The sequence below is a fragment of the Clostridium sp. AM25-23AC genome (assembly GCF_003435125.1).
GTDB lineage: Bacteria > Bacillota > Clostridia > Lachnospirales > Lachnospiraceae > Pilosibacter > Pilosibacter fragilis.
Map to the genome: position 1 here is coordinate 54,826 of NZ_QWGI01000002.1, position 25,672 is coordinate 80,497.

The following is a 25,672-nucleotide window of genomic DNA, read 5'->3' on the forward strand; positions in this document are numbered from 1 at the left end:
CGCACCGATCAGCCCGGGATCGGAGGCTGACCGGTGCTATAGATCGAAGTGAAATGGCTGTTGCTGATGTTGTGAATGTCATCAGCGGAGAGGTTGTGTGAGGTGGTTTTATGGCAGTTGTAAAGGTGAATGGAATCGAAAAAACGTATCCGGAGGGAACAACCTATCTGGAGATCGCGAGAGATTTTCAGGATCAGTATGAGAATGATATCCTGCTTGTGCGGGTCAATGGAAAGCTCAGGGAGCTTGAAAAGACTCTGGCGGGAGATTCTGAGATTTCTTTTATCACAGCGAAGGAAAACGCAGGTTATAAGACGTATGAGCGCAGTGCGATCTTTCTGATGCTGAAGGCGTTTTATGAGGTAATTCCGCGAGAGAAGATCAGGAAGATCCAGATCGACTTTGCGCTTGGAAACGGTATTTATGGAGAACTTGTCGGGGATATTCCGGTGGACGAGAAGCTGCTGACTTCAGTGAAGGTACATATGGAGAAGCTTAGGGACGCAGCGATCCCGGTGAAAAAGCGGAGTGTCAATACAGATGACGCGGTGGAGCTCTTTGGAAAGCATGGGATGCATGATAAGGAGCAGCTGTTCCAGTATCGTCGGGCGTCACGGGTGAATATTTACAGCATTGGGGAGTTTGAGGACTATTTTTATGGATATATGGTTCCGGACACCAGTTATGTGAAGTATTTTGACCTTGTTCCGTGTCATGCGGGATTTTTGCTCCTGCTTCCGGTGAAAACGGATCCGAAACATGTGGAGCATCCGGCGATCCGGGAGAAGCTGTTTTCAATCCTGCATTCTTCCTACCGCTGGAGTGACAGCCTTGAGGTACCGAACGTCGGCGCATTAAATAAGATGATCGTGGACGGCAGAGGGCAGGATCTGATCCTGATGCAGGAGGCGCTGCAGGAGAAAAATATCGGTCAGGTTGCTGAGAAGGCAGTGAAGGATCCGGACCGCAGGATCGTGATGATCGCGGGACCGTCTTCGTCCGGTAAGACGACCTTCAGCCACAGGCTTTCAACTCAGTTTGCGGCGCTGGGATACAATCCGCATCCGATCTCCGTGGACAACTATTTCCGCAACCGGGAAGAGTATCCGCTTGACGAGAACGGGCAGCCGGATTTTGAGGCGCTTGGGTGCGTGGATATTCCGCAGTTTAATGAGGATATGAATGCTCTGCTCTCCGGTAAGACCATCGAACTTCCACGGTTTAACTTTAAGACCGGTAAGAGGGAATACAAAGGCGAAATGCTGAAGCTTGGAAAGAAGGATATTCTCGTCATCGAGGGTATCCACTGCCTGAATGACGCGATGTCCTCAGAACTTCCGAAGGACAGTAAATTTAAGATCTACATCAGCGCCCTGACCCAGTTGAATGTGGATGAGCATAACCGGATCCCGACAACTGACGGACGACTGATCCGCCGGATGGTGCGGGACGCGAGAACGAGAGGAACCTCCGCGTTAGAGACGATCGAGCGCTGGCCGTCGGTGCGCCGCGGCGAGGACAAGAATATCTTCCCGTACCAGGAGAGCGCCGATGTGATGTTTAACTCCGCGCTTGTGTATGAGCTTGCGGTATTGAAGCTCTATGCGGAACCGCTGCTCTTCAATATCCCGAGAGACCGGGAAGAGTATGATGAGGCAAAACGGCTCCTCAAATTCCTGGACTATTTCCTTGCGATCGACAGTGAGTCGATTCCGAAGACATCGATTATCCGGGAGTTTATCGGTGGAAGCTGTTTGAATGTGTAAGAAAATATAAGTACATGTCTGGACAGCCCAAAAAAAATATGCTAGAATGAATGGGTTCTGAGTAAGACAGATGGTCGCTGCTGCAATCCTAAGGGATGCAGGAGAGGAAAGTCCGGGCTTCAAAGGGCAGGGTGCCGGATAACGTCCGGCGAAGGCGACTTCAGAGACAGTGCAACAGAAATAAACCGCATGGAAACATGTAAGGGTGGAAAGGCAGTGTAAGAGACTACCGCCTCACTGGTAACAGGGAGGGCACATGCAAACCTCACTCGAAGCAAGGCCAAACAGGAAGCATAAGGCGGCCCGTCTGCTTCCGGGTAGGCCGCTTGAGCCGTCCGGTGACGGACGGTCTAGATAGATGACCATCCAACGACATAACCCGGCTTATCGTCTTGCTCAGAATATTGAATAATGGAAAATGATGAAGACCGCTTTTCAGGATCGAATGATAAGGTTTTGAAAAGAGGTCTTTTTAGAATATCGAATCAATTTTGGGGTACTATTATGATGACGCTTTATCTAGTACAATCCACTTTAAATAACAAACTATTTTAATTCACATTCCTATTTATGGTACAATTGAACCATCGGAGGTGTCAATTATGCCTAATACAATTAAAACTATTTCTTTAACAGATGATGATAAATCTTACTTAAATAAACTGCTGACTCAGAGCACTTTGGAAATTCGCGTTTATCAATGTGCCAGAATCCTTCTGCTCAAATCTGAGGGTGCATCTAACGAAGCAATTGCTGACAAACTGGATATTGGAATCGGTGTGGTAAAACGTTGTCTTAATAAATTTAAAGAGAACAGTGTTGAAGCTTCTTTACATGATAACAACGGCCGTGGAAGAAAAGCGGAAATCACCGATGACGATATCACCTGGGTAATCAGTAAAGCTTGCCAAAAACCGAAGGATTACGGCTATTCTGCTGAATTCTGATATCCCATGAGTTTCAGGAAATTCATCAACTCTATAGCAGAAGCGGAAGGACATCTTCGTAGGGCAACAGTAGCTGAAACAACGCTTCGGAAAATTCTGAGCAATGCAAGGATCAAACCATTTCAGGTGTCTTATTACTGCGAAAGACGGGATCCTGAGTTTGATGCAAAAATGCATGATGTCCTTGTTATCCACAAGCAGATTGAAATGCAGTTTGACAAGGATGGAAAACTGATTCCCTTTGAGAAAGATGCCGTACATACCCTGTCTTATGATGAAAAGCCAGGAATTCAGGCAATTGCTACCACAGGTGAAGACCGTCCACCGATTCCGAATACAGATAAAAGCAGTGGCTATCAGCGAGATTATGAGTATGTCAGGTTGGAGACCCTCTCTCTGCTTGCAGCGATTGATTTGCTCTCAGGAGAAGCAATTCCATTAGTAAGTGAAACTCATAAAAGTTCTGACTTTATGACCTTTCTAAAGAAGAGATTGATTTCATAGTGTATGAGCTGCTTCAGCAGAAAACAAAAACAAAAAAGCACCAAAACCAATTTCACGAAAGAGAAAGTCTATCCAGAATTAGCATAAAACGATAGTTTGAAATAGGCTTCTAATTTGCGTGAATCATACTAGTATGGAGGATTTAAAAACTTTTAAGGGAAAGATATTTTGGAAACTGGTTTATCCCGTCAAAGTAAATGTCGATGGAGTTGTTTATGAATTGAACTATTATGTTGATATAGATGCAATTTCTGGCAATATCTTGGAAATTGCACATGATGTATATTAAGGAATTCTTAGGAGGTAAGTATATGAAAAAGTATTTTATTGCCCTATCTATTATGATGTTGATGTTATCTGCATGTGGGCACAGTAATGATAGAATTGATTTTCCACAAGCAGTATTATCGACACCAACAAGCATTAAAGTAAATAATGGTATTTCGGAAATATATTTAACACCGGAGCAGTTGGAGTTCTCAGAAGTGGTTGCTTTAATTGAAAGGAATTGGTGGAAGACTATTAAAGATATCAATGAGCCTCTTACTGATGCCAATTTAAAAGATATGGATGCGCCAATAAAAATATTAAATACTTTCTCAGAAAAAGAACTTTCAAATCAAGATATTTTAATAAGCTTTTATTATAAGGAACCAATAAAGTGGAAAAATGTAATTAACAGTAGCAATGAAGGAGATTTATTTAAGATTATATCTTACGTATTTATTCTTGATACAACATTTTCAGAAGAAAATAACAAAGGAATTATGCTTATTTCAGAAGATGAAAATGTATTTAATAAGTCGAATATGTATGAATATTATTATAATAAATCTCTGATCCCTTTAATAAAAGGACTTTTTGAGAGCAATTACAGTAATGAGTAAGCCATTATTTCGGTGGATAATATAGATAGCGTTTGATTGTATTAATACGTAAAAAAGTTGGTAGAAAAATCTTTCTATCAGCTTTTTTTCTGGTGCGCCTGGCGGCGCACGTTTCTAACGGGTCAAAGTCCCGAATCCGCCCGGTAGTGGGAAGGATATAGCCGAAGGCAAGGGTGTCCATCGTGAGATGGAATCTGGAGGAAGCTGGATGTGAGGAACATACTAACTCACGGGCAAATCTCTGGTCTGACGAACAGAAATCTCATATGAGGTCATGCATGAGGGTAAGACTGCCAGACACGTTGAAGCCCAATAACTACACGGAATCCTGCATGATAGATGAGGCAGATGGATGGAGAGGAAGAAACGTGTGGTACCTAGGGAGGTCTGTGCGGTACGCCTTGAAAGAGGTAACCATTGCATAAAGCAATGCTGAACGCACAGAAGTCAGCAGAGGTCATAGTAGCCGAGAGGTGAAGGACCGAATCAGTAGGAGTCTTGAGTATGACCGAGAAAGGAGGAATGACCATCTATGGCAGAAGACATTGAAAACAATGGCTGTTCGCAAAGAGATAATGTGGAACATAAAGGGTATGTGAAAGCGTCTAGGTCATTCAATCGGATATGGAAAGAAAGAGACAGTGCACAGCCGAGACTTTTGGAAGCGATATTGTATAAAGTGTTGTGGTCAAGCTTTTTTAGCCACAAGTGTTACAAAAAAGCTTGACCACAACACTCCACGGTAACAGCTTTTCTATACCTGCGGGCTCATTTTTGTAGTCCGGCATCCATCACCTTTGCAGCAGCTCCGGTGCCATCTCCTGAAACAGTTCCGCCAGTGCTGACGCTGCTCTGGAGCGGTACTTTCCGGCGGGCCATGCAAGGGCGAGGTCAAGGAAGATTCCTTCTTTTCCTACTCGGAGATAGCGGAAATGATCTCCTGGGACACGGCAGGAACGGTAGGTGAAGGCGAGACCGGCACCTTCTCTTGCCATAGCGGCGGCGAAGGAGGCGGAGAGATCGGTGCCCTGCCCAATGGGCTCGATTCCGGCATCCCGCAGCGCCTGACGGCCAACACGGCCGAGTACAGTGTTTGGCGGTCCGAAAATATATTCGAAGGCGGCAGTGTCTTTGAGATCGATCCAGGAAAGCTCCGGAGCGGAATCACATGTTCTGGCAAAGTCCATGACCGGATGATCCGCGGTGGTGACGATCATGATCTCATCGCGCATGAATGGCGAAACGCTGTGTCTGATCCGGACCGGCGGGGCGGCGATCAGGGCGAGGTCCAGAAGACCTTCTAAGAGCTGATCTTCGAGGTCAATGCTGTCCATCTCACAGATCTCAACATGGACCTTCGGATAGAGGGTGCGGAACCGCTTTAAGACCGGCGGCAGAAGATACGTGCCGCGGTAGGTGCTGATCCCGAAGATCATGGTACCGCCGTTGAGATTTTCGATGTCTGCGGCTTCACTGCATGCAGTGCGGTACTGCTGCAGGATCTGCTTTGCGTGGGAAATAAAAGCATCCCCGGCGGCAGTTGGCCGGACTCCGCGGGTAGTGCGGACGAAGACAGAGGTCCCGAGATCCTGCTCCAGGACACGGATCGCCTGGCTTAAGCTGGACTGGCTCATAAAAAGTTTCTCCGCGGCGCGGGAGATACTTCCCTCGTTGGCGACGGTCACAACATAGTTTAATTCCTTCAGGTCCATAGGATATAGTTTCCTTTCAGCCGTTTGGCAGGTAAGAAGATTATCGGAATAACAGGCGATATCTCCATTTCGCGGCCTGTAGGGTACCGGATCACGTTCAAAACAGCCATCGGAAATATCGATACCGGGTATATGATTTTAGTACTTTTTTTAATAACAAATTTAGTATAAAATGAATCCCGTAAGAAAGCAACAGCAAAAATGATCAGAGGGGAACAACAGCTGATGAAAATGGATCTTATGAAGGGTGTTATTGACATGCATGTTCATACAAATCCGGATCTGCGCCTTCGTGCCTATGATGATTTCGAATTGATGGAAGCTGCGATCCGTGTGGGTGCGCGGGCCATCGTGATCAAGACTCATCAGGGATCGACGGTGGACCGGGCATATCTCTGTAACCGCCACAACGAGATCGTACATGGAAAGACGAACGACTTCACTATGTTCGGTGGGATCACGCTGAACCGGGCGGTCGGCGGAATAAATCCGAAGGCCGTTGACGTGGCACTCCGCATGGGCGCAAAGGTCGTCTGGCTTCCGACCCAGTCGGCAAAGAACCATCTGGAGAAGATGAAGCAGAACACGAGCCAGTGCGTGGAGGTCGTAAAAGACGGGATGATCGTTCCGGAGCTGAAAACGATTCTGGAGCTTGTCCGTGACTATGACGCGGTTCTCGGCACGGCGCACATCTCACCGGAGGAATCCTTCACGGTGGTGGAGGCGGCCAGAAACCTTGGGGTGAAGAAGATCGTAATCACCCATCCGGAATGGTGGGTCGTGGGAATGACCATGGAGGATCAGATCCGCATGGTAAAGGACTACGATGTGATCCTGGAGCGCTGTTATGCCCAGAACATGGGCGGCGGAACGTATAAGAGCAATCTGCCGGATAACCTTGAGATCATCAAAGAAGCCGGATACAAAAATGTCATGGTTGACACAGACGGCGGCCAGACAGAAAACCCGCACTGGGAAATTGAAATGGCAGAATATATGCAGTACCTGCTGGATCATGGGATCCCCGAAGAGCAGGTATACCATATGACACATACGATACCGGCAGATCTGCTGGGAATTTAAAAATCAGGAGGAGTTTTAACATGAAACACACAGTAACAGTATTTCGCGGCGATGGAATCGGTCCGGAGTTAGTGGACAATGTCTTAAAGATCTTAAAAGCGGCAGATGCGCCGTTAGAGTATGAGATCTACAATGTCGGCGAGGATGAGTGGAAGAGAAACGGTGCCCTGATCCCGGACGAGGCGTATACTTCCTTCGAGCGCACAAAAGTCCTCTTAAAATCCCCGATCACGACCCCGGTTGGAAAGGGCTTCCGTTCCTTAAATGTTACCCTGCGCGGCAAGTATGACCTCTACGCGAATATCCGCCCGGTAAAGTCCAATGACGCGGTAAAAACTCCGTTTAAGAACGTGGATATCGTGATCTTCCGTGAGAACACCGAAGGTCTGTATGTGGGAAAAGAAGAGCAGATCGATGAGAACACGGTTCACGCGATCAAGATCGTCACAAAGAATGCATCTGAGCGCATCATCCGTGACGCCTTCGAGTACGCAAAGAAAAACGGCAGAAAGAAAGTTACCTGCGTTCACAAGGCAAACATCCTTAAGATGTCCGACGGTATGTTCCTTGCGATCTTCCGCGAAGTCGCAAAGGATTATCCGGAGATCGAGGCTGATGACAAGATCATCGACAACACCTGCATGCAGCTTGTCATGAACCCGAACCAGTTTGATGTGATGGTAATGCAGAACCTCTACGGTGATATCCTTTCCGATCTCTGCAGCGGCCTGATCGGCGGCCTTGGTCTTGTGCCGTCCAGCAACATCGGTTCCGACTACGCAATGTTCGAAGCCGTTCACGGAAGTGCTCCGGATATTGCCGGAAAGCACCTTGCAAATCCGACGGCGTTCCTGTGGTCTGCATGCATGATGCTTGAGTATCTTGGTGAAAATGAGACAGCATCCCGCATCCGAAAAGCAGTGGATGAGGTCCTCGCGGAAGGAAAGCACCTGACAAGAGATCTCCATGGTGAGGCATCTACAGAAGAGTATGTGGATGCTGTGATCGCGAGATTATAATGAAAGAAAGATAGAAAAAAAGAGAACCAAAACCCGGCGGATCGCCGGGGATGGTTCTCTTTGCTGCGTTTTACAGCACTTCGCAACCTGCGGAAGCGGAATCAACTGTGCTTCTCATCACAATATCTGCAGCGATATACCTCATGATCCTTATCATCGAGATAGAAAATATGCGGCAGCTCCTGCTCGATGGAGGTGATGCAGCGCGGGTTCTTGCAGTGGATCACGTTCTTTAAGATCTTCGGGAGATGCAGGGTGCGCTTCTCGGCGATCTTGTCGTCGCGGATGATGTTGACGGTGATGTTGTGGTCAATATAGCCGAGGATATCGAGGTCGATGGAGTCTAACGGTCCCTCGATCTTGATGATATCTTTTCTTCCCATCTTGTTGCTCTTTGCGTTCTTGATGATCGCGACTGTGCAGTCTAACTCGCCGAGGCGCAGATAGCGATAGATATCCATGCTCTTGCCCGCCTGGATATGGTCAAGGACAACGCCTTCCTGAATTCCGCTGATATTTAACATGGCTTTTCTACCTCCAGTAATGTCATAATGAGTGCCATACGGACATATACGCCGTTCTGGGCCTGTCTGAAGTAAGCGGCACGCGGGTCATCGTCCACCTCAACAGAGATCTCGTTGACACGCGGGAGCGGGTGAAGCACATACATATCCGGTTTCGCAAGTTTCATCTTATCCTTATCAAGAATGTAACAGTCCTTCATGCGGATGTAGTCTTCCTCGTTGAAGAAACGCTCCTTCTGGACTCTTGTCATGTAGAGGATATCCAGTTCTTCCATCGCGTCATCAAGACTGGTCGTCTCACGGTACTCGATATTTTTGGCATCAAGGACACTCTCCTTGATATAATCCGGTACCTTTAATTCCGGCGGGGAGATCAGGATAAAACGGATTCCCTCGTAGCGGGACAGCGCGTTGATCAGGGAGTGAACGGTACGGCCAAATTTCAGATCTCCGCAGAGTCCGACCGTCATATTGGAGAGTCTGCCCTTTAAAGAACGGATCGTATATAAATCGGTTAAAGTCTGGGTGGGATGCTGGTGACCGCCGTCTCCGGCGTTAATAACAGGAATTGAAGATTTGATGGAGGCTACATAAGCGGCGCCTTCCTTTGGATGTCTCATCGCGCAGATATCTGCGTAGCAGGAAATAACACGGATTGTATCGGAAACACTTTCGCCCTTGGAAGCGGAACTGGAATCAGCGGAGGAAAATCCGAGAACGGAGCCTCCAAGATTTAACATGGCAGCTTCAAAGCTTAAACGGGTTCTTGTGCTGGGCTCATAGAAGAGAGTAGCTAATTTCTTTCCGTCGCATACATGTGCGTATCGGAAACGGTCTTTCTCAATGTCGGCGGCAAGTTCTAAAAGACTTTCCGTCTCCTCAAGAGAAAAGTCAAGAGGATTTAACATGTGTCTCATGATGTTTATAATCTCCTTTCAGGCCTCACGGCGGTCCGCATCGTATGTGACCGCGCTTAGGCATTTTCACTATTATAGCGAATCTGAAACAGAATTTCCACTATTTTTTTTAAGAAAATTGTGTTAAAATATGAAACAGTGAACGCAGAGAAACAAAAGAAAAATAAGTGGACAAATTCTGCAGGGCAGGAAGAACTGCCAGATGAAATTCGTGAAATCCCGTGGAAAAAGGACATTGGAGAAAGTCAGAAATGCAAATGAAAAACTGCGGGAAACGCGCGGTGGAGGAACTATGAGAAAGACGATGGAACAGATCGTTCTGGAAGGGCAGGTCGCGAAATGCCGCTCTATAGAGGAACTTTATGTGTTGTGGGAGCTGATGCAGCAGATGGAGGAAGATCCCTTTGGGAACACCTGCTATCCGGAGCTGGATCAGAGAAATTTTCATGTCGACGGAATCGCGGATCCGGAACATTATGACGGGACGCTTTACATATTAAAAGAGACAAATATGAGAAAGATGATCCAGAAGGGTGAGACGATGCCGGTGGCATCGGACATCCGCGCGGATTTCCTATCCGGAAAAAGTCCCTCCGGCCGGGTGGAATATCTGGATTATCTCACAAGCATGCAGAAGATCCTGTGGGAGGAAAAACATCCAGGCGAGGAGTGCAGGCTTCCGGGGAAAAAACTAAGGGAAAAGGCAGCAGTCCTCTATATCAATAAGCGCGGTGGAAAAGGCGCGGCCGACGAAATCAGCATGGACTACGGCCAGTATTATATCGAGTTTATCAAGAAGCAGATCCGTCTCTTAAATCCAAAGACCGTGGTCTGCTGCGGCGAGGATCTCTTCCGCCTGATCGTTATGGAAGTTTTCCAGAATAAAAAGCAGAAAAAGAACCGTGAGATCTATATGAAATGGAAGGATCTGGTCCGGGGAGATGTATTCTTTGCGGACAGGGACTACCGACCGGTGAAGGAAACAAAGAAGGACGAGGCAGAGGTCCGGGTCGTGCGGATGTGGAATCCGTCATATCGGGTAAATAATGGACAGTATGTGTCGTTGGAAGAGTACCTGAAAGAATTTAAGAGGAGACTTTCCGGTGAGGAGGAAAATAAGCAGGGAGAGCAGTGGAATATGGACAGAACGGTTGAAAACCTGCAGCCGGAAACGAACAACGAAGAAAAAGCAGACATAGAAGAGGCAGATGTAAAAGAAACAGATTCAGAAAAAATGGAATAGGACAGGCGCAAAGGGAATTTCTACGGTTTCAGTAAAACCGGAGAGATTCCCTTTTTTCTATGACTGCGGAGAGAATTGACCGTGGGTTCTGCGGATCCGGAAGAACGTAAGAAATTGTAAGAATAATTAAGTAATTTTATATAGTCAGAACACGATGGGAACGATATACTTGAAATATAAAAAGAATCGGCGAAAAAACGCTGTAAAAATTTAAGAAGAAGGGGGCGGACGGATGCAGCAGAAGGAAGATGCGGTAATACAGGTAAAAGATCTGTATAAGGTTTACCGCATGGGCGAGGAGAAGGTTTACGCGTTAAATGGTGTGAGTTTTGAGATCCACCGGGGCGAGTTCTGCGCGATCACCGGACCGTCCGGTTCCGGTAAATCGACGCTTTTAAATATGTTGGCAGGTCTGGAACACCCGACAAAAGGAGAGATCGTGATCGCCGGAAAACATATAGAAAAGTTGAATGAAAAACAGCTTGTGACCTTCCGAAGAGAGCGGGTCGGGTTTATCTTCCAGTCCTACAACCTGATCGGGACGATGGATGCGGTGGAAAATGTGGCTTTGCCGTTATCGTTTCGGGGAATGCCGAGGGCAGCGAGGATCAAGCGGGCGAAGCAGTATTTAAGGCTTGTGGGACTTGAGAAATTTATGACCCATATGCCGAACCAGATGTCCGGTGGACAGCAGCAGCGAGTCGGAATCGCAAGAGCCCTGGCGATGAACCCGCAGATCATCTTCGCGGACGAGCCCACGGGAAACCTGGATTCGAAGACAACGATGGAAGTATTAAAACTCATGCAGAAGGTCGTGAGAGAGGAGAAACAGACGCTTGTGATGGTTACCCACGACAATAATCTGGCGACCTACGCGGACCGGATCTTTAAGATCATCGACGGAAAGATCGTGAGTATCGAGGAGAATCACCATGAGGTGGATCTTGTGCAGTTAGAAGAGTCCATGCAGGCGGCGGCAGAGGCGCAGGCAGAGGGAAAATCTAAGAATCCGGCAGCAGAAGAGCAAATAGAGACAGTTGTGGAAGCAGAAGAACACCAGATAGAGGGAAAGTCAGAATAAAATTTTGGAATAAACGCAAAAATATGGAAAGCTGGCACAAATAACTAAAATAGAACAGCCAGGAGGAGAGGAACAGTATGAAAATAAAAGGATTACGCTGGATGGCAACATTCCTTGCCGCGTGCATGCTGATGGGCGCAGTCCCGGCAACTGCATTCGCGGCGAAGGAGACAACAGAAGCGGCGGAGACGATCCCACAGGTATACCGGATGGATGACGACAATGATACCGTCCGCCTTGTGATCGGAAAGACGCCGACCTTATATATCGGAAAAAACGGAACCGTCTCCGTGACACTCATGAACATGGAGGACAAAGACTGGATCGAGACGGAGATCTGGATCGCCTCCGAGGATGATTTCCGGAACCATTATTCCGATGAGATCACAAAGACGGAGGACCGCGACAGCGAGGAGAGCAGCATCGTTCAGTCTATGAAGACGATCTATCCCTTTGAGGTGACAGATTCTTTAAACCGCCATTACAAGGTCGGTCATGTAAATAAAAAAGCGAAAAAGACCGTCAACCTGAATGTCAATGTAAAAAAAGGTCTGGAAGAGGGATACTATCCGATCCTGATCTATATCTCGAAGCGCGCTCAGGGCGAGGACGGAATGTCATCCGAGTACGCAAAGACGATCATGGCGTGGATCGAGACAAAGAAGACAACAGGAACCAGTGAGACAAATGAGGACAACTCCGAGCCGGTAGCATTCGCCCTCGGCGAGAATCAGCCCACCCCGTCCGCGAACTATTCCGAGGTCATGAATTTCGATGTAAATGTGAGAAATACCGGTTATAAGACCGCCTACGATGTACGTGTCGATATGGAGCTCTCTGAGGATATCGCGAAGTTTCCGTTCGAGATCAATGACGGAAATTATGACCGGCAGATGGGAAATATGAATCCGGATCAGACGGTGGCGGTTCCATTCAGCATGGCGGTGCGGGAAAAGGCGAAATCCGGCTATTATCCGATCAAGTTTAAGATCCGTTACCGGGAAAATGAGAATGGAAACTTTGCTGCTCCCATTGAGGATACCTTTTATGTGCGGGTCTATGGAAAAGACGAGGATGATTCTCTGGATTCTGAAGCAGGCGAGAACGAAAGAACAAAGGCGCGTATCATCGTCGACAGCTTTGAGACGGATCCTGCGGAGATCTATGCCGGACAGGATTTTACGCTGAAGGTGCGCATGAAAAACGCTTCCAACAGTATCGCAGCCAGCAACATCCTGTTTACCTTCGAGTCGGAAACAGTGAGCGACAGTCCGGTATTTACGACGGTGAACGGTTCAAACTCCGTGGTTGTTAATTCTCTGGCACCGGGAGCATCCGACACGCTGACGATAAAATTTTCTTCAAGTCCCACAGCGGAACAGCGTTCCTACACGATCACGATCAATGAGCAGTATGACAGCCCGGAATTCAAGAACGCGAAGGAAGCCGTAAAGATCGCGGTTGGATTAAAGCAGGAGGCACGGTTAAATACCGGCACCATCGAGGTCATGCCGGATGCTATTTCCGTAGGCGAAGAGTCAAACGTGATGTTTTCCATCAACAACACCGGAAAAGTCATGCTCTATAACGTGAACGCGGTCTTTGAGGCTGATTCTATCCAGAAGAATGAGGCTTATGTTGGAAATATCGAACCCGGAAAAAGCGGAAACGTGGATACGATGATCAACGGGATCGCCCCGACCATGGATGACGGAAAGGTAAAACTCTCCATTACATATGAGGATGAGAACGGAAAAGTCTCTACGGTCGAGAAAGAGATCCAGCTTATGGTAAATGAGGATCAGAGCATGGATGAAAGCAATGTTGATGATACCTGGAGCAGTGACGATATACAGCCGGAACCGTCCACGACGGATAAACTGAAACATCTCGCAATTCCGGTGGGAATCGTGGGAGTGGTCCTTGCAGCTGTGATCCTTGTGGTCATCAGACGCAAAAAGAAGAAAGCGGGAATGGACGATGAGATTCTTTGATCTGCTCATCATGAGCATCAATAACCTGCGCAGACGGAAACTCAGGACGGGACTTACCGTTCTGGGTGTTGTCATCGGCACGGCCTCCATCGTAGTCATGGTCTCTCTGGGAATCGGATTGAAGGAAAATACCGTGGAATCCTATGCTTCCTTCGGAAGTCTCACAAGGATCCAGATCAGTTCCGGATACGGGAACCAGTCCGAGGACGATTACCTCGTGGACGCCACGGTGACGAAGCTTGCGAAGATCCCACATGTGAAGAGTGTGTCCCCGATCCTGGAGACAGATGTGAATCTGAAGCAGGGAGTTTATCAGGGATATTCGAACATTGTGGGAATGCCAAGGGAGGAGTTGGAACAGATTCCGCTGGCGGAGGGAAAGCTTCCGGATAAGAATGCGGCGACTCTGGAATTTATCGTCGGAAATATGGTTTCCGACAACTTTTATAACAGCAAGACCGGAAAGGGAAGCTGGGACGGTGAGGATCTTTCCAAAGTGGATCTTATACACAAGCCGTTTTTTACCATGTTCCAGAATATGGGAAACGGGGATGAAAACAGCCAGAAAAAGTATCTTTTCCCGGCCTGTGCTCTGGTGGATGGCGGCGAGAACGGATTTTCTGAGTATGGATACCAGATCTACACGGATATTGATCTGTTAAAGACCCAGCTGAAAAAAATCTACCGGAAGAACCCGATCCCCGGACAGCCGACAAATAAAAAGGGAAAACCCTACAATTATTTTGTCTACAATATGGTTTATGTGAATGTGGACGATATGGAACATGTGACGGAGGTCCAGAAAGCGATCACAGATATGGGCTATGAGGCCTACAGCAGCATGCAGTGGCTCGAACAGGCCCAGCAGCAGACGGATATGATCCAGGCGGTCCTCGGAGGCATCGGTGCTGTATCGCTGTTTGTGGCGGCAATCGGAATTGCAAACACGATGATGATGTCCATCTATGAGAGAACGAAGGAGATCGGTGTGCTGAAGGTTTTGGGATGTGCGCTTGGAGATATCCGGACGATGTTTTTGATGGAGGCAGGATTTATCGGATTTATGGGAGGCGTTCTGGGACTTGGCTTAAGCTACAGCGTCTCCGCGGCGATCAATAAGTTTCTGGGAGCCAGTCTCTCCGGCATGACCGGCGGCTCCGGAGCGATCTCAAGGATCCCGCTGTGGCTTTCCGGATCCGCTGTGGTCTTTGCGGTCCTCATCGGCATGCTGGCCGGACTTTTCCCGGCACTGCGGGCGATGAAATTAAGTCCGCTGGCGGCGATTCGGAATGAATAGGAAGATGAAAAAAGACACTAGTATGGTGTCTTTTTTCATTGCATGAAAGGGAAAGGGAGTGGTACAATAAGCATATTGGGGTAGGAAAAGGGGGGTTGCTATGAATAACCGACAATTGGAATATTTTGCTGAAACGGTAAAGCTAAAGAGTTTTACGAAGGCAGCCAATAAACTTTTTGTGACACAGTCAGCATTGAGCAAGGCAATTCAGTCTTTGGAGAGTGAACTTGGTACCGTTTTGATCGATCGGGGAGCTAAAGACTTTCAGCTCACAAGAGATGGAGAGACAGTGTTTGTCTATGCTTCAGAAATACTGGATTTTTTCGATAAAAAAACAAAGCAGCTTCTCTGTGAACTTGAAAAGAATAAGGATGAATTCAGCATAGGAATCACTCCGACGTCCGGTGCAATGTACTTTTCCTCTATGATCTATAAATATAAAAGGCAATATCCATCAAGCAGCTTGCTTGTAAAAGAAGTAAACACTGAAGAAGGAATTAAGATGGTGCTGGATGGGGTACTTGATATGAGTGTTGTCATTGAGCCGTTTGAAGATCAGAGAATTGAAAAAGAGCCGGTTGTACAGTCAGAGGCGGTTCTTCTTGTATCAAATGACCATCCGTTTGCGGACAGAAAGAGTGTCTCTGCGTCTGAAATTATTCGAGAGCCGATTCTTATGGTTGGAAAAGAATATAAATACTATGATTTTGTGATGAGTAAATTCAGGGAAATAAACTGTGAACCAGTATTTGCCTTTGAAAGCAATCAATGGGAGTTTATCTTCGAAATGGTAGCAAATAATCAGGGAATCAGTATTCTGCCGAGACCGCTGATTGAAAAATTCAATAATTCCAGAGTAAAACAGATCCATCTGAGTGACCCGGATTTCGGCTGGGGCATGTCGGTGATTCGGAGAAAAGACAGACCGGTGACATCAGCAATGCAGAATTTCTGGGAAATGTGCCGGAATAATGTTGTAAAAAATTTTATAGAATGACAGAACTATTAGGAAGATTTTCACGTACGAATCAGAACCGTGCGTGGAGATCTTTTTTGTTGCCATAAATCCGGATAATAGCTGTAGGAAAGAGTCGGAGAGGAAAATTTTTGGGAGGGGAATCTTACAAGAATGAGCTCATGAATTTTAGGAATAAAGTTGATGAATTTTGTCAATTTTACTAAAAAAACAAAGAATGATATATTGAATTTAGCAAATAAATACATAAAGACACGAAGGAGGAAAATGTATGAATGATATGTATTTACTTTGGACGTTCGTGATTTCGCTGGCAGTGATCATTGTCCTGATCCTGTCGAAAAAGTTGAATCCGTCACTCTGTCTTTTTATCGGCGCGATCGTGGCAGCCATTATTGGAAGAGTTGATTTCGGTTCAATTGCCGGAACGTTTAATAGCTCATTCGGAAGTATTTTAGTCAGTACGGGTATCTTGATGGTTTTTGCGTTTACATTCAGCCAGTATTTAAATGAGTCAGGCGGTGTAACAGAATTTGCAAAATTCATGGTACGCATTGTGGGAAACAAATATGATCTGATCGCGATGGCAATTGTCGGATATATCCTTTCCATTCCGGTAGGACTTCTGGCATCCTGCGCAATTGTGATTCCAATGTTTCGACCAATGTCAAAACTGACAGGAAGACCGGTTCCGGCATACCTCACAGCATTTGTCGTTCCGTCTCTGCTTACAGCATGCGCGGTCGTACCGACATCCGGTCCGGTACTTTTCGCAGGACTTCTTGGCATCGATATCGGCTGGTATATGATCTATGGAATTTTGATCACGATACCTGGCGCGATCGTCAGCACGATCTTTGCTTATTTATTTTCAAACCATCTCAAGAAAAAAGGACACGTAGATGAGATCGATGCTGAGGCAATTGATTTAAGCGCAGATCCGACAAAACCATCTGCATTATTAGTTCTTGCCCTTATTCTTATTCCGATCGCAACGATCACAATTGGTTCTTTCGCACCGTATTTTACGCCGGATGGCAGCTTTATGAGAGGATTTCTTTCCTTTATCGGTAATACCGGAATATCCATGTTTATCATCACTATGATTTCTATGTGGACACTTCGAAATTATCTTCCGAGAGCTTCAACTGTGATCTTTGCGGACGGAATCAAGGAATCCGGAACTGTACTTACCATGCTTGGTTTCGCAAACGTTTATGCAGGAGTTCTTCAGGCAGCAGGTGTTGGTGAATATATCGTGGGAATGCTTTCTAATACGAGTATCAACTTGTTGTGGCTTGCCCTGATCCTTCTTGTAGCCCTTCATGCGGGAACCGGAGCTGGAACAGTTGCTGGATCCACAGCAATCTCACTGTTCATGTCAACATTCGTTGACAGCGGAGCTTCTTTAATGGCATTTGGTCTTATCTGCGGAATTGGACAGCTTGTCCTTCTTATTCCGACAGATGTAACCTTCTGGTATATGAAGGACGCGTCTGGACTGACTGTTGGAGATACTGTAAAAGCTGTATGTATTCCATCGACCATTGCGGGAGTGGTAAGCTTTATCCTGATCCTTATCATGAATTCAATCGGAACATTTCCGATGTGGTTTTAACGGTTAAATAAATATCAGCATGGAGGAAATATATGAGCAAATACATAGATTTATATAATCAGAAAAAGAAAACAGCGGCAGGCGCGATAGAAATGATTCGGAATCGTGATTGGATCTTTACAGCCCAGGCAGCAGCGGAGCCTGTAGGAATTTTACAGGAATTGCAGCATTTAAAAGATACAGGAGTTCGGGATATTATATTAAACACTTGTCTTCCGATGGATTATCCGGCGCTGCATGATCCGGAAATGAAGAAGATCATGTCCCATCATGGATGGTTTTTCAGCGCCGCATTGAGAAAAGAAAGACCGAATAAGCTTGTCAGCGCAGTTCCGCAGTGTTCCACAACCGTCTTAAAAAAGACTTTGGATCGGGTACGCTTTGAGGGAAGAAGACCGGTGGTCATGGCGACAGTTTCTCCGATGGATGACTGTGGATATATGACACTTTCCATCAGCGCGATTTATGAGCGTGATTTGATTAACGCAGGGGCATATGTGATTCTTGAGGTAAATAAAAATTATCCGAGGACATTTGGGGATACACTGGTTCACGTTTCAGAGGCAGATGTCCTTGTTGAAAGTGACAGACCGATTCCGACTGCGGTGGTCGTTCCGTATACGGATGTGGACGAGAAGATTGGAAAGAATGTAGCATCGCTGGTGGAAGATGGTTCAACGATCCAGCTTGGAATCGGAAACATTCCGAACGCAGTTGCAAATGAACTGAAAACAAAAAAGCATCTTGGAATTCATACAGAAATGTTCACGGAGACTATGGTCGACTTGATCGAGTGTGGGGCAGTTGATAATTCACAGAAAGGATTTTACAACGGTTATTCAGTATGTTCTTTTACGATGGGATCCCAGAGACTATATGATTTCCTTGATGATAATCCGAGCGTATTGTTTAAGTCAAGCACGTTTTCGAACGATCCATATACGATCGGAAAGAACAATAAATTTGTATCAATCAACACGACACTGGAGATGGACCTTATGGGGCAGGCGGCTTCCGAGACCGTTGGATATCATCAGTGGTCCGGAACAGGCGGACAGTCTGAGACGGTTCAGGGCGCACAGATGTCACCGGGAGGAAAGTCAATTCTGGCAATGCATTCCACATATTATGCAAAGGACGAGAACGGTAATAAAGTATTAAAATCAAAAATTGTTCCGTTCCTTCATGAAGGAGCAGTTGTAACAACATCCAGAAATGATGTGGACTATGTTGTTACCGAATATGGAATCGCATGGCTTAGGGGACTTACGGTAGAAGAGCGTGCAAAAGAATTAATAAAGATCGCTCATCCGGATTTTAGGGAAGAGCTCACAAAAGCAGTTGAGGAGTATGAACTTTGGTAAAATAACTATTTGTAGAGTTGCCAGTCCACAGGCAGGTTGGAAAGTGGCAGAAAAATTCCACTGTAAAGCCGCGCATGGAAAGGCGGACGGTTGCCAGACAACAGAAAAATCGGGATTAAAAGATCCGGTAAACCAAAAGACACGCCATACAGATTTCACTTAAAACCTGTATGACGTGTCTTTTTCAATTCTTAAAATATCTGATCATTTACCCGGCACTTAAGCCTTGGCCGCCTTCTGTCTGGACAGTGTCTGTACACCCTCAATAACAAGGATGATCGCAAGGAAGATCAGAAGGATTCCGAGGATCGTCTGTGCCCACGGACCCCAGTCAGCGCCGCCTGCAGCGATCATGCCGATCTGGTTCTTAACTGTGAGTGCAAGGGATGTGATCGTAACGACGATCATGAATGCCATCGGGATCAGGAACATCTTGTTGTTTTTGCCCATGTTTCCGAGCCATGTGGCAACGGCTAAGAGGCCGATACCTGCAAGAAGCTGGTTTGCAGCTCCGAAGAGCCCCCAGATCTTTCCGTATCCGTTCATACCGAGAAGGATGCCCAGAACAACCGTGAGGATCGTAGCGAAGTATGGATTTACCATAACCTTTTTCCAGCCCTCTTTGATATCAGCAGCAGTTTCGCCCGGCTCCAGCCAGAACTCCTGGAACATGAAACGCGCAAGACGGGTTGCGGTATCAAGAGAAGTCAGGCAGAATGCGGAATATGTAAGTACCAGTAAGGAGTTTAAAATGCTGTAGCTTCCCGGGATGATATCGTCGATCATGTGAGCGATACCGCCGCCGAAGATCGCTGTCGCGCCCTTTAACGCCTGGTCCGGATGAACCGCGTTCCACTTGTAAGCGTAACCGATGGCGCAGAGAGTTAAAACTGCGAGAACACACTCTAAGAGCATTCCGCCATAAGCGATCGGTTTCGCGTCAGTCTCTTTGTCGAGCTGCTTGGATGTGGTACCGGAAGATACCAGAGAGTGGAAACCGGAGATCGCACCGCAGGCAACGGTCGTGAACAGCACCGGGAACATGTACTGGGTACCATTTCCATTGTCAACTGCAAAGCTTGTCACAGCCGGGAAGGTGGAGTCGAAGGTCGGATGAGCGACGATGACACCGAACGCTGCGACTGCCAACATCGCGTAGAGAAGGAAGGAGCTTAAGTAGTCACGCGGCTGGAGAAGGATCCATACCGGTGTTACAGAAGCGATGGCGATGTAGAGACCAACGATCCACATCCATGTCTTTGTGGAAAGGTAGATCGGATGAAAGTTCATTCCGATCGCCATGATCAGAACGATCGCAAGAACGCCGAATACGGAAGCGATGCCCATCGGCATGTTGCGGCGGTATACACAGAAACCGAACACGATCGCGATCAGGATGAACAGGATCGAGATCATTGCTACAGTTGCCGGAGTCGCAGATTTCGCCATATCAAGAGCGCCGCTTTCATCGTAAACTGCGCCGAATGTGGAAGCAACGATCGAAGCGAATGCAGCTACGACTAAGATCAGGGTCAGGTAAGAGAAGATGATGAAGAGCTGCTTTGCACGTTTGCTCATGTTTGCGGAGATGATCTCTCCGATGGACTGTCCTTTGCTGCGGACAGATGCGAACAGTGCGCCGAAGTCATGGACACCGCCGAAGAAAATACCTCCGATGAGGATCCATAAGGTCACCGGAAGCCATCCGAACATAGCTGCACCGATCGGTCCGGTGATCGGGCCTGCGCCTGCGATGGATGAGAAATGGTGTCCCATAAGAACCGGAGCTTTTGCCGGTACATAGTCAACACCGTCTGCCATTGTATGAGCCGGTGTCTCTGTTTTGCTTTCGCCTACGCCCCACTGCTTACACAGCCAGCCGCCGTAGCAGACATAGCCGATGCCAAGAATGGCAACACAGACGATGAGAAGTACTAATGAATTCATTGTTGCTATCTCCCTTTCTTTTAAAATATAATAATGTTGGGGTCAAAAGTTTTTGGCCCCTTTGATACCGTATTGTTCCGCACTTTGTGCTCTCACAATACTCAAAAACATTCATAATCCGCTCATTTTTCTGCGAAAAATGGCTGCTTATTCATGTTTTTGGCGGGGTCCAAGGTCAAAAAACCTCTTGCAGGCAAGCCTGCATCGGATTTAAGACCTTTTCCCCCTGGTATCATATAATATCTTTTTCAAAATTTTCGCAACATGGTGACCGCTTGCGTTTGAAGTGACCTTCCCGTCAGCCACCTCCACCAACGCCGCATGAAAATTCATCCAGCCATGCAGGGAAAAATGAAAACTTTTGTAAATACGGCATTTTTTTAAGGCTTTCCTTGCGTCCTCATCACAGGTATCGCAGATAAAGACTGCCGTAATATAGGAAGCCATATGGCCTGGTCCAACATGGATCCGGCCCATGCCATCCTCGTGGATCTCATTCTTTAAGCTTTCAAAAAGATCCAGCGTCAGGTGCGGAACATTCACGAGATACAGGAATTCCTCATTGTCCGCGGACCACAATTCCGCCTTTTTTGAGATGACATACTGTCCGGAATGCTCAAAAAAATCACAGCGGGCTGTGATCGGGGATTGATCACCATTGATCATCATGTGAATATCGTAATAAGGTTCGTAATTCTTTAACAGCCGCTCTAGTGCGGATTCTCTTGTGTACTGCATTCCATTTTCCAATCTAATTATTATACAAATATTAAAAATTATAAAAATTTTATAAAATCAATTTATTATACTCCTGTCGACATAAATATGCAAGTTTTTTGCAAAAAACAGGAGTAACAAAACGAAATATTAACAAAAAGATGAGTGCCCGGTGCGGATACGATGAGATACAGGCAAAAAAGACCGCAGATCCAGATCCTGATGTAACGGAAAAACAATCGAAATTGTAAAAGCACCTGAACAGATCCGCCCGCATAAAATAAGGTAATGAAGCTTAAGGCGGCTTTCTTTGAAGACATTTCCGAAACCACTGAGCATACAGGAAGAGCGGGAGTACCTGAAGCGTTACAAAGAGGGCGACCTGGAAGCGAGAGAAGTGCTGATCAACCGGAATCTCCGTCTTGTTGCCCATGTCATAAAGAAGTACCAGCAGACCGGATACGATATGGATGATCTTCTGTCGGTGGGGACCATAGGACTCATAAAGGCTGTAAATACCTTCAATGTGGAGAAAGGATCGCGGCTTGCCACATATGCGGCGAAATGTGTGGAGAATGCTATCCTCTCACGGATGCGTTTATGGTTCCAAACCAGTATCCCCAGAGCCGAAAAGAACCGAGATGGCGTATTTTGGCACAGGTATCCGAGAATATGTATATCCTTTGCTCTGCTTTGGACGGCTGCGTAAGGTATGCACCTATGTATATCCATAGTTTCCGACCGATCGCCCCTCGCAAGATCTTGGAAGCACAGCTGTTCAATCAGCAGTATCAGAACTACGAAGATATTCCCAATGTACCGGACAGGCTCCGTTGGTGCCGTCATCACATGGGCCTGATGCAAAAGGAAGTTGCAGAGCTGATCGGTATCAGCCGTGGACATTACATAGATTTTGAAGTCGGATATGTTGACTACTATCCAAAGGAGATTGTGGACAAGTTGGCAGAGCTATATGGAGTACCGGTGGATGACCTGCTGGATGATTACAATCGCTTCTTATATAAAGGACAAGGAAAGATGATACGAGAATATCGTGAAAGTTTGGGACTAAAAAAGAAACCGTTTGCTCGGCTGATGGGAATTTCACCTAATCTGCTTCGAGCATGGGAAGATCATCAAAAGCGAATGAACATCAATTCCTGGAACAAGTATTTCAAAGGGAAAATAAAAGCATAAGAAAAGCAGGTGAGGGGGCCTTAATCGGTTTGCTCACCTGCTTCCTTTTTTGCGGATGCGATAACCGCACCCAGCAACTCCGCCTTTTGATCGGATGGACAATTTAATTTTTTGATATACTGATTGACCATATCTGCGTGGACACCGGCTACTCGCTCTGCCAATTCACGTTTCCCCTGTTCTGTTTTAGGATAATGGACAATTACATTGATTGGAGCACTCTTTCTTGCGATACCACGCACCTCCCTCGGTATTTCAGTTTATGAGAGAGAAGTTGTCCGCTATAACCACATTACTGCAGCCGCTTTGCTACTTCAAAAAATAGGAATTGATGCTATAATAAAAGGTAAGATATTCGGAACTTCTTTCGTGATATCATTCTATCAAGAAACTGTCAAAGGCACATTGAGTGCCAATTGACCATAAATTGACTACTTTTCGAAGGGAGGGCTGTTTATGGAAAGATGTGATTTCAGTTCAGTCATGACCATTGTTCGACGCTTTATCAGCGACGATTACGATACAAACCAAACTGCATTGTTAGAAGATGTTTTTAGCTCCTTGTTTACCCAAACAAAGGAAACGATTACATTTGATATGGCATTGGTCTGCCGCTGGTTCACCGGGCAGGCAAAAATCAGTCCGAAAATAACGCAGTTTTATTCCAGAGATGGCAATCGTGAAAAACTGGCAGCAGATTTGGAAAACAATGTACTGCTTTCAATGTATGATAGTTCTATGGCTGCACAGGAAGTATACCGACTGCTAATGCAGGATGATACCATTTCGGAACGAGTAAAAAAAGAATGCTCCCGGCACTATCCTTGTGATAGCCGAGAGGATGAAGCATCGTTTATAGCGGATGTTCTTTGCTTCGGCATGGAGCGTGAGTTTATCAAGCGTGACCCAAAGGTAAAGAATCTCCTTGCTGACGGAAAGCTTTCTCCAATTCTCAGTGATTTCATTGCTGATGAAGGAGCACCAAAGCCTTGCCGACATTTCTGCGGACGTGAAAAAGAACTGGAAATGCTTCACGAATTGTTATTGGAGCATGGAAAGGTATTTCTTCATGGCATCGCCGGTATCGGTAAGAGCGAACTGGCAAAAGCCTATGCAAAGCAGCACCGCAAGGAATACACCAATGTTCTGTATCTGACCTATACCGGTAATCTGATGCAGGATATAGCGGATATGGATTTTGCTGATGACCTTCCGGATGACAGCGAGCAGGAACGCTTCCGCAAACACAATCGCTTCCTGCGTACATTGAAAGAAGATACGCTGTTTATTGTAGATAATTTTAATACTACGGCTTCTCAGGACAGCACTCTTTCTGTTGTGATGAAATATCGCTGCCGTATGTTGTTCACGACCCGCAGCAGATTTGATAACTACGATTCCATGGAAGTAACCGAAATTGCAGGCAAGCAGGCGTTATTATCCATTGCCGGTTGCTTTTTCTCGGACGCAGAAAAATACCAGAGTGTATTGGAACAAATCATTGATACGGTTCACAGTCACACGTTGGCGGTAGAACTGGCAGCTCGACTGCTTGAAACGGGTATTCTGGAGCCGATGGATTTGCTGGAAAAGCTGAAAGAAGAAAAAACATCCTTGGATGCTGATGATAAAATCGGCATCACCAAGGACGGTCAGAGCCGCAAGGCAACTTACTATGACCATATCCATACATTGTTTTCCTTGTATCAGCTTGCCGGTGATGAACAGGATATTATGCGGAGCATGGCGTTTGTACCGACAACCGGTATCAGTTCCCGTGTGTTTGCAGGCTGGTTGATGCTTCGGAATATGAATACCATCAACGATCTGGTGGAAAAAGGATTCATACAGACAAAGTCCTGTCATTCGATTGCCTTGCATCCGATGATTCAGGAAGTAGCAATTACAGAAGCCAAGCCTTCTGTCCGGAACTGCCACACCCTGCTCAACAGCTTGCAGGAACTTTGTCTACGGCATGGCGAAGAAGTTTCCTATTACAAACAGTTGTTCCAGACGGTCAATAATATCGTGACTTCGATTGAAAAAGACGATACTGCATCCTATCTCCGGTTTTTGGAAGATTCCTTTCCGTATATGCAGAAGTATGGCTATGAATCTGGAATGGAATTGATTTTGACAGAACTGGCTTCTATGCTGAAAGACAATACCATTGGTTCTGTTTCTGACCGTGCTTTGCTTCTGGACTTCCGTGCCGCTAATGAGAAGAAACCGGAAAAGGCAATCAAGCTGGAAAAAGAAGCTGTGACGCTGATCTCCGAAGTGACCGCAGAGAACGCCCTTCTTGCAGCGAATCTCCATGCAAACCTTGGCGGTCTGTATAAGCAGACCAGTAAGTTGGAACTGGCAAAGCAGCATATGGAAACGGGTATTCACTTGCTTGAGCAATACGGCTTGGCGCCTTATCATGACAGTATTCCGCAAATCACCAATTATGCGGTACTGCTGACGGATATGGGTGAGCCGTACCTCGGGTTATCTGCATTACAAAGGCTGTCTCGTGTCATCAAAGAATCTAACTCTGATGTGTCCGGTGATTATGCCGTTGTACAAGAAGCTATGGGCAATATCTGTCTGTCAATCGGCGATGTGCTGCAAGCTACCACACACTTTAAGAACGCTCTGGCTATCTATGAGGTGCTGTTTGATGCTGAACCGGAACTGATTGAAGAAAAGAAGCAGGACATATTAGAAACTTATACTCAGGCTGGGGTGCAATTAGGTAGACAGTGGTTGGATGCGAAAAATTGAATTTTGTGAGGTGTTGGCATGAGTGAATTCATGAAATTAGCGATTGTATTTATTTCAATGTTGGTTTTGTTTTATTTTTTATGGGTCAACGGATATATGATTTTGAACGC

23 protein-coding genes, 1 other RNA gene and 1 pseudogene are annotated in these 25,672 nt (G+C 46.4%); 19 read left to right on the plus strand and 6 right to left on the minus strand.

Going from position 1 to position 25,672, the window contains the following annotated elements; genetic code table 11:
* Window positions 1–110: 110 nt before the first annotated feature.
* The 6 genes from DW677_RS01485 (at window position 111) to DW677_RS01510 (ending at window position 4,831) form a co-directional block, all read left to right on the plus strand.
* On the plus strand, window positions 111–1,766 hold the full coding sequence (locus tag DW677_RS01485; protein ID WP_117566364.1) for a nucleoside kinase: 1,656 nt from the start codon (window positions 111–113) through the stop codon (window positions 1,764–1,766).
* Window positions 1,767–1,824: 58 nt separating this feature from the next.
* Window positions 1,825–2,169: RNase P RNA component class A (gene rnpB / locus DW677_RS01490), an RNA gene on the plus strand.
* A gap of 199 nt (window positions 2,170–2,368) precedes the next feature.
* Window positions 2,369–2,713, plus strand: a complete 345-nt coding sequence (locus tag DW677_RS18610) for a hypothetical protein (RefSeq protein WP_242990604.1) — start codon at window positions 2,369–2,371, stop codon at window positions 2,711–2,713.
* Window positions 2,714–2,719: 6 nt separating this feature from the next.
* Entirely contained in the window at window positions 2,720–3,217 is a 498-nt protein-coding gene (locus DW677_RS18615) for a hypothetical protein (protein ID WP_242990605.1), read from the plus strand.
* Between the two features lie 311 nt (window positions 3,218–3,528).
* Entirely contained in the window at window positions 3,529–4,104 is a 576-nt protein-coding gene (locus DW677_RS01500) for a hypothetical protein (protein WP_117469377.1), read from the plus strand.
* Between the two features lie 532 nt (window positions 4,105–4,636).
* Window positions 4,637–4,831 carry a hypothetical protein gene (locus DW677_RS01510; RefSeq protein ID WP_117469378.1) on the plus strand — a complete coding sequence of 65 codons (195 nt, stop codon included), beginning with the start codon at window positions 4,637–4,639 and terminating at the stop codon, window positions 4,829–4,831.
* A 64-nt stretch (window positions 4,832–4,895) separates the two neighbouring features.
* Here DW677_RS01510 and DW677_RS01515 read toward each other — a convergent pair whose 3' ends face one another.
* Window positions 4,896–5,816, minus strand: a complete 921-nt coding sequence (locus tag DW677_RS01515; RefSeq protein ID WP_117566365.1) for a LysR family transcriptional regulator — start codon at window positions 5,814–5,816, stop codon at window positions 4,896–4,898.
* 225 nt (window positions 5,817–6,041) lie between these two features.
* Here DW677_RS01515 and DW677_RS01520 point away from each other — a divergent pair, with 225 nt between their 5' ends.
* On the plus strand, window positions 6,042–6,899 hold the full coding sequence (locus tag DW677_RS01520) for a DUF6282 family protein (RefSeq protein ID WP_117566366.1): 858 nt from the start codon (window positions 6,042–6,044) through the stop codon (window positions 6,897–6,899).
* Window positions 6,900–6,919: 20 nt separating this feature from the next.
* The gene (locus DW677_RS01525; RefSeq protein WP_117566367.1) at window positions 6,920–7,918 is read left to right on the plus strand and encodes an isocitrate/isopropylmalate dehydrogenase family protein; all 999 of its coding nucleotides are present in this window, start codon (window positions 6,920–6,922) and stop codon (window positions 7,916–7,918) included.
* A 101-nt stretch (window positions 7,919–8,019) separates the two neighbouring features.
* On the opposite strand, the gene DW677_RS01530 is transcribed toward DW677_RS01525, so the two are convergent.
* Window positions 8,020–8,442, minus strand: coding sequence for an aspartate carbamoyltransferase regulatory subunit (locus tag DW677_RS01530; protein ID WP_015554166.1), 423 nt, complete (start codon window positions 8,440–8,442; stop codon window positions 8,020–8,022).
* On the minus strand, window positions 8,436–9,359 hold the full coding sequence (gene pyrB, locus DW677_RS01535; RefSeq protein ID WP_117566368.1) for an aspartate carbamoyltransferase: 924 nt from the start codon (window positions 9,357–9,359) through the stop codon (window positions 8,436–8,438). The genes DW677_RS01530 and pyrB overlap by 7 nt, the downstream gene beginning before the upstream one ends.
* 202 nt (window positions 9,360–9,561) lie before the next feature.
* Here pyrB and DW677_RS01540 point away from each other — a divergent pair, with 202 nt between their 5' ends.
* The 8 genes from DW677_RS01540 to DW677_RS18205 all read left to right on the plus strand — a co-directional run bounded on the left by DW677_RS01540 (window position 9,562) and on the right by DW677_RS18205 (window position 19,095).
* The gene (locus tag DW677_RS01540; protein ID WP_117566369.1) at window positions 9,562–10,602 is read left to right on the plus strand and encodes a hypothetical protein; all 1,041 of its coding nucleotides are present in this window, start codon (window positions 9,562–9,564) and stop codon (window positions 10,600–10,602) included.
* 232 nt (window positions 10,603–10,834) lie between these two features.
* Window positions 10,835–11,683 carry an ABC transporter ATP-binding protein gene (locus DW677_RS01545; RefSeq protein ID WP_117566370.1) on the plus strand — a complete coding sequence of 283 codons (849 nt, stop codon included), beginning with the start codon at window positions 10,835–10,837 and terminating at the stop codon, window positions 11,681–11,683.
* A gap of 77 nt (window positions 11,684–11,760) precedes the next feature.
* Window positions 11,761–13,677 carry a CARDB domain-containing protein gene (locus DW677_RS01550; protein ID WP_242990502.1) on the plus strand — a complete coding sequence of 639 codons (1,917 nt, stop codon included), beginning with the start codon at window positions 11,761–11,763 and terminating at the stop codon, window positions 13,675–13,677.
* Window positions 13,664–14,974: an FtsX-like permease family protein gene (locus tag DW677_RS01555; RefSeq protein WP_117469385.1), complete on the plus strand. Its 1,311-nt coding sequence runs from the start codon at window positions 13,664–13,666 to the stop codon at window positions 14,972–14,974. Before DW677_RS01550 ends, DW677_RS01555 begins: the two co-directional genes overlap by 14 nt.
* A gap of 100 nt (window positions 14,975–15,074) precedes the next feature.
* Complete coding sequence (locus DW677_RS01560) at window positions 15,075–15,971, plus strand: LysR family transcriptional regulator (protein ID WP_117566371.1); 897 nt, start codon at window positions 15,075–15,077, stop codon at window positions 15,969–15,971.
* A 250-nt stretch (window positions 15,972–16,221) separates the two neighbouring features.
* Window positions 16,222–17,568, plus strand: coding sequence for an SLC13 family permease (locus DW677_RS01565; RefSeq protein ID WP_117566372.1), 1,347 nt, complete (start codon window positions 16,222–16,224; stop codon window positions 17,566–17,568).
* A 32-nt stretch (window positions 17,569–17,600) separates the two neighbouring features.
* Complete coding sequence (locus tag DW677_RS01570) at window positions 17,601–18,932, plus strand: acetyl-CoA hydrolase/transferase C-terminal domain-containing protein (protein WP_117566373.1); 1,332 nt, start codon at window positions 17,601–17,603, stop codon at window positions 18,930–18,932.
* Window positions 18,919–19,095 (plus strand): hypothetical protein, encoded by a 177-nt coding sequence (locus tag DW677_RS18205; protein WP_181968283.1) that lies wholly within the window; start codon window positions 18,919–18,921, stop codon window positions 19,093–19,095. Before DW677_RS01570 ends, DW677_RS18205 begins: the two co-directional genes overlap by 14 nt.
* Before the next feature lie 56 nt (window positions 19,096–19,151).
* On the opposite strand, the gene DW677_RS01575 is transcribed toward DW677_RS18205, so the two are convergent.
* Together DW677_RS01575 and DW677_RS01580 are read right to left on the minus strand one after the other, a co-directional pair.
* Window positions 19,152–20,879, minus strand: a complete 1,728-nt coding sequence (locus tag DW677_RS01575) for a carbon starvation protein A (protein WP_117566374.1) — start codon at window positions 20,877–20,879, stop codon at window positions 19,152–19,154.
* Window positions 20,880–21,089: 210 nt separating this feature from the next.
* A complete protein-coding gene (locus tag DW677_RS01580) occupies window positions 21,090–21,617 on the minus strand; it encodes a hypothetical protein (protein WP_117566375.1) in 528 nt (175 codons plus the stop codon).
* Window positions 21,618–21,906: 289 nt separating this feature from the next.
* Between DW677_RS01580 and DW677_RS01585 the strand changes: the two are divergent.
* Together DW677_RS01585 and DW677_RS01590 are read left to right on the plus strand one after the other, a co-directional pair.
* Window positions 21,907–22,182, plus strand: a pseudogene (locus DW677_RS01585) (sigma-70 family RNA polymerase sigma factor); the annotation flags it as partial.
* A 134-nt stretch (window positions 22,183–22,316) separates the two neighbouring features.
* On the plus strand, window positions 22,317–22,793 hold the full coding sequence (locus DW677_RS01590; protein ID WP_158553078.1) for a helix-turn-helix domain-containing protein: 477 nt from the start codon (window positions 22,317–22,319) through the stop codon (window positions 22,791–22,793).
* 20 nt (window positions 22,794–22,813) lie between these two features.
* Here the strand turns inward: DW677_RS01590 and DW677_RS01595 are convergent, their stop codons facing one another.
* Window positions 22,814–22,957, minus strand: a complete 144-nt coding sequence (locus DW677_RS01595; protein WP_233430165.1) for a hypothetical protein — start codon at window positions 22,955–22,957, stop codon at window positions 22,814–22,816.
* A 292-nt stretch (window positions 22,958–23,249) separates the two neighbouring features.
* Between DW677_RS01595 and DW677_RS01600 the strand changes: the two genes are divergently transcribed.
* Entirely contained in the window at window positions 23,250–25,562 is a 2,313-nt protein-coding gene (locus DW677_RS01600; protein ID WP_117566376.1) for an NB-ARC domain-containing protein, read from the plus strand.
* The last annotated feature ends 110 nt before the right edge of the window (window positions 25,563–25,672 follow it).

Bases quoted from the DNA above. Each gene is read 5' to 3' on its own strand.
- DW677_RS01540 (WP_117566369.1), top strand. From the start codon at position 9,562: ATGAAATTCGTGAAATCCCGTGGAAAAAGGACATTGGAGAAAGTCAGA.
- DW677_RS01575 (WP_117566374.1), bottom strand. From the start codon at position 20,879: ATGAATTCATTAGTACTTCTCATCGTCTGTGTTGCCATTCTTGGCATC.
- DW677_RS01520 (WP_117566366.1), top strand. From the start codon at position 6,042: ATGAAAATGGATCTTATGAAGGGTGTTATTGACATGCATGTTCATACA.
- DW677_RS01590 (WP_158553078.1), top strand. From the start codon at position 22,317: ATGTATATCCATAGTTTCCGACCGATCGCCCCTCGCAAGATCTTGGAA.
- DW677_RS18615 (WP_242990605.1), top strand. From the start codon at position 2,720: ATGAGTTTCAGGAAATTCATCAACTCTATAGCAGAAGCGGAAGGACAT.
- DW677_RS01565 (WP_117566372.1), top strand. From the start codon at position 16,222: ATGAATGATATGTATTTACTTTGGACGTTCGTGATTTCGCTGGCAGTG.
- DW677_RS01600 (WP_117566376.1), top strand. From the start codon at position 23,250: ATGGAAAGATGTGATTTCAGTTCAGTCATGACCATTGTTCGACGCTTT.
- DW677_RS01550 (WP_242990502.1), top strand. From the start codon at position 11,761: ATGAAAATAAAAGGATTACGCTGGATGGCAACATTCCTTGCCGCGTGC.
- DW677_RS01485 (WP_117566364.1), top strand. From the start codon at position 111: ATGGCAGTTGTAAAGGTGAATGGAATCGAAAAAACGTATCCGGAGGGA.
- DW677_RS01570 (WP_117566373.1), top strand. From the start codon at position 17,601: ATGAGCAAATACATAGATTTATATAATCAGAAAAAGAAAACAGCGGCA.
- DW677_RS01545 (WP_117566370.1), top strand. From the start codon at position 10,835: ATGCAGCAGAAGGAAGATGCGGTAATACAGGTAAAAGATCTGTATAAG.
- DW677_RS01510 (WP_117469378.1), top strand. From the start codon at position 4,637: ATGGCAGAAGACATTGAAAACAATGGCTGTTCGCAAAGAGATAATGTG.
- DW677_RS01555 (WP_117469385.1), top strand. From the start codon at position 13,664: ATGAGATTCTTTGATCTGCTCATCATGAGCATCAATAACCTGCGCAGA.
- DW677_RS18205 (WP_181968283.1), top strand. From the start codon at position 18,919: ATGAACTTTGGTAAAATAACTATTTGTAGAGTTGCCAGTCCACAGGCA.
- DW677_RS01525 (WP_117566367.1), top strand. From the start codon at position 6,920: ATGAAACACACAGTAACAGTATTTCGCGGCGATGGAATCGGTCCGGAG.
- DW677_RS18610 (WP_242990604.1), top strand. From the start codon at position 2,369: ATGCCTAATACAATTAAAACTATTTCTTTAACAGATGATGATAAATCT.
- DW677_RS01530 (WP_015554166.1), bottom strand. From the start codon at position 8,442: ATGTTAAATATCAGCGGAATTCAGGAAGGCGTTGTCCTTGACCATATC.
- DW677_RS01560 (WP_117566371.1), top strand. From the start codon at position 15,075: ATGAATAACCGACAATTGGAATATTTTGCTGAAACGGTAAAGCTAAAG.
- DW677_RS01500 (WP_117469377.1), top strand. From the start codon at position 3,529: ATGAAAAAGTATTTTATTGCCCTATCTATTATGATGTTGATGTTATCT.
- DW677_RS01515 (WP_117566365.1), bottom strand. From the start codon at position 5,816: ATGGACCTGAAGGAATTAAACTATGTTGTGACCGTCGCCAACGAGGGA.
- pyrB (WP_117566368.1), bottom strand. From the start codon at position 9,359: ATGAGACACATGTTAAATCCTCTTGACTTTTCTCTTGAGGAGACGGAA.
- DW677_RS01580 (WP_117566375.1), bottom strand. From the start codon at position 21,617: ATGCAGTACACAAGAGAATCCGCACTAGAGCGGCTGTTAAAGAATTAC.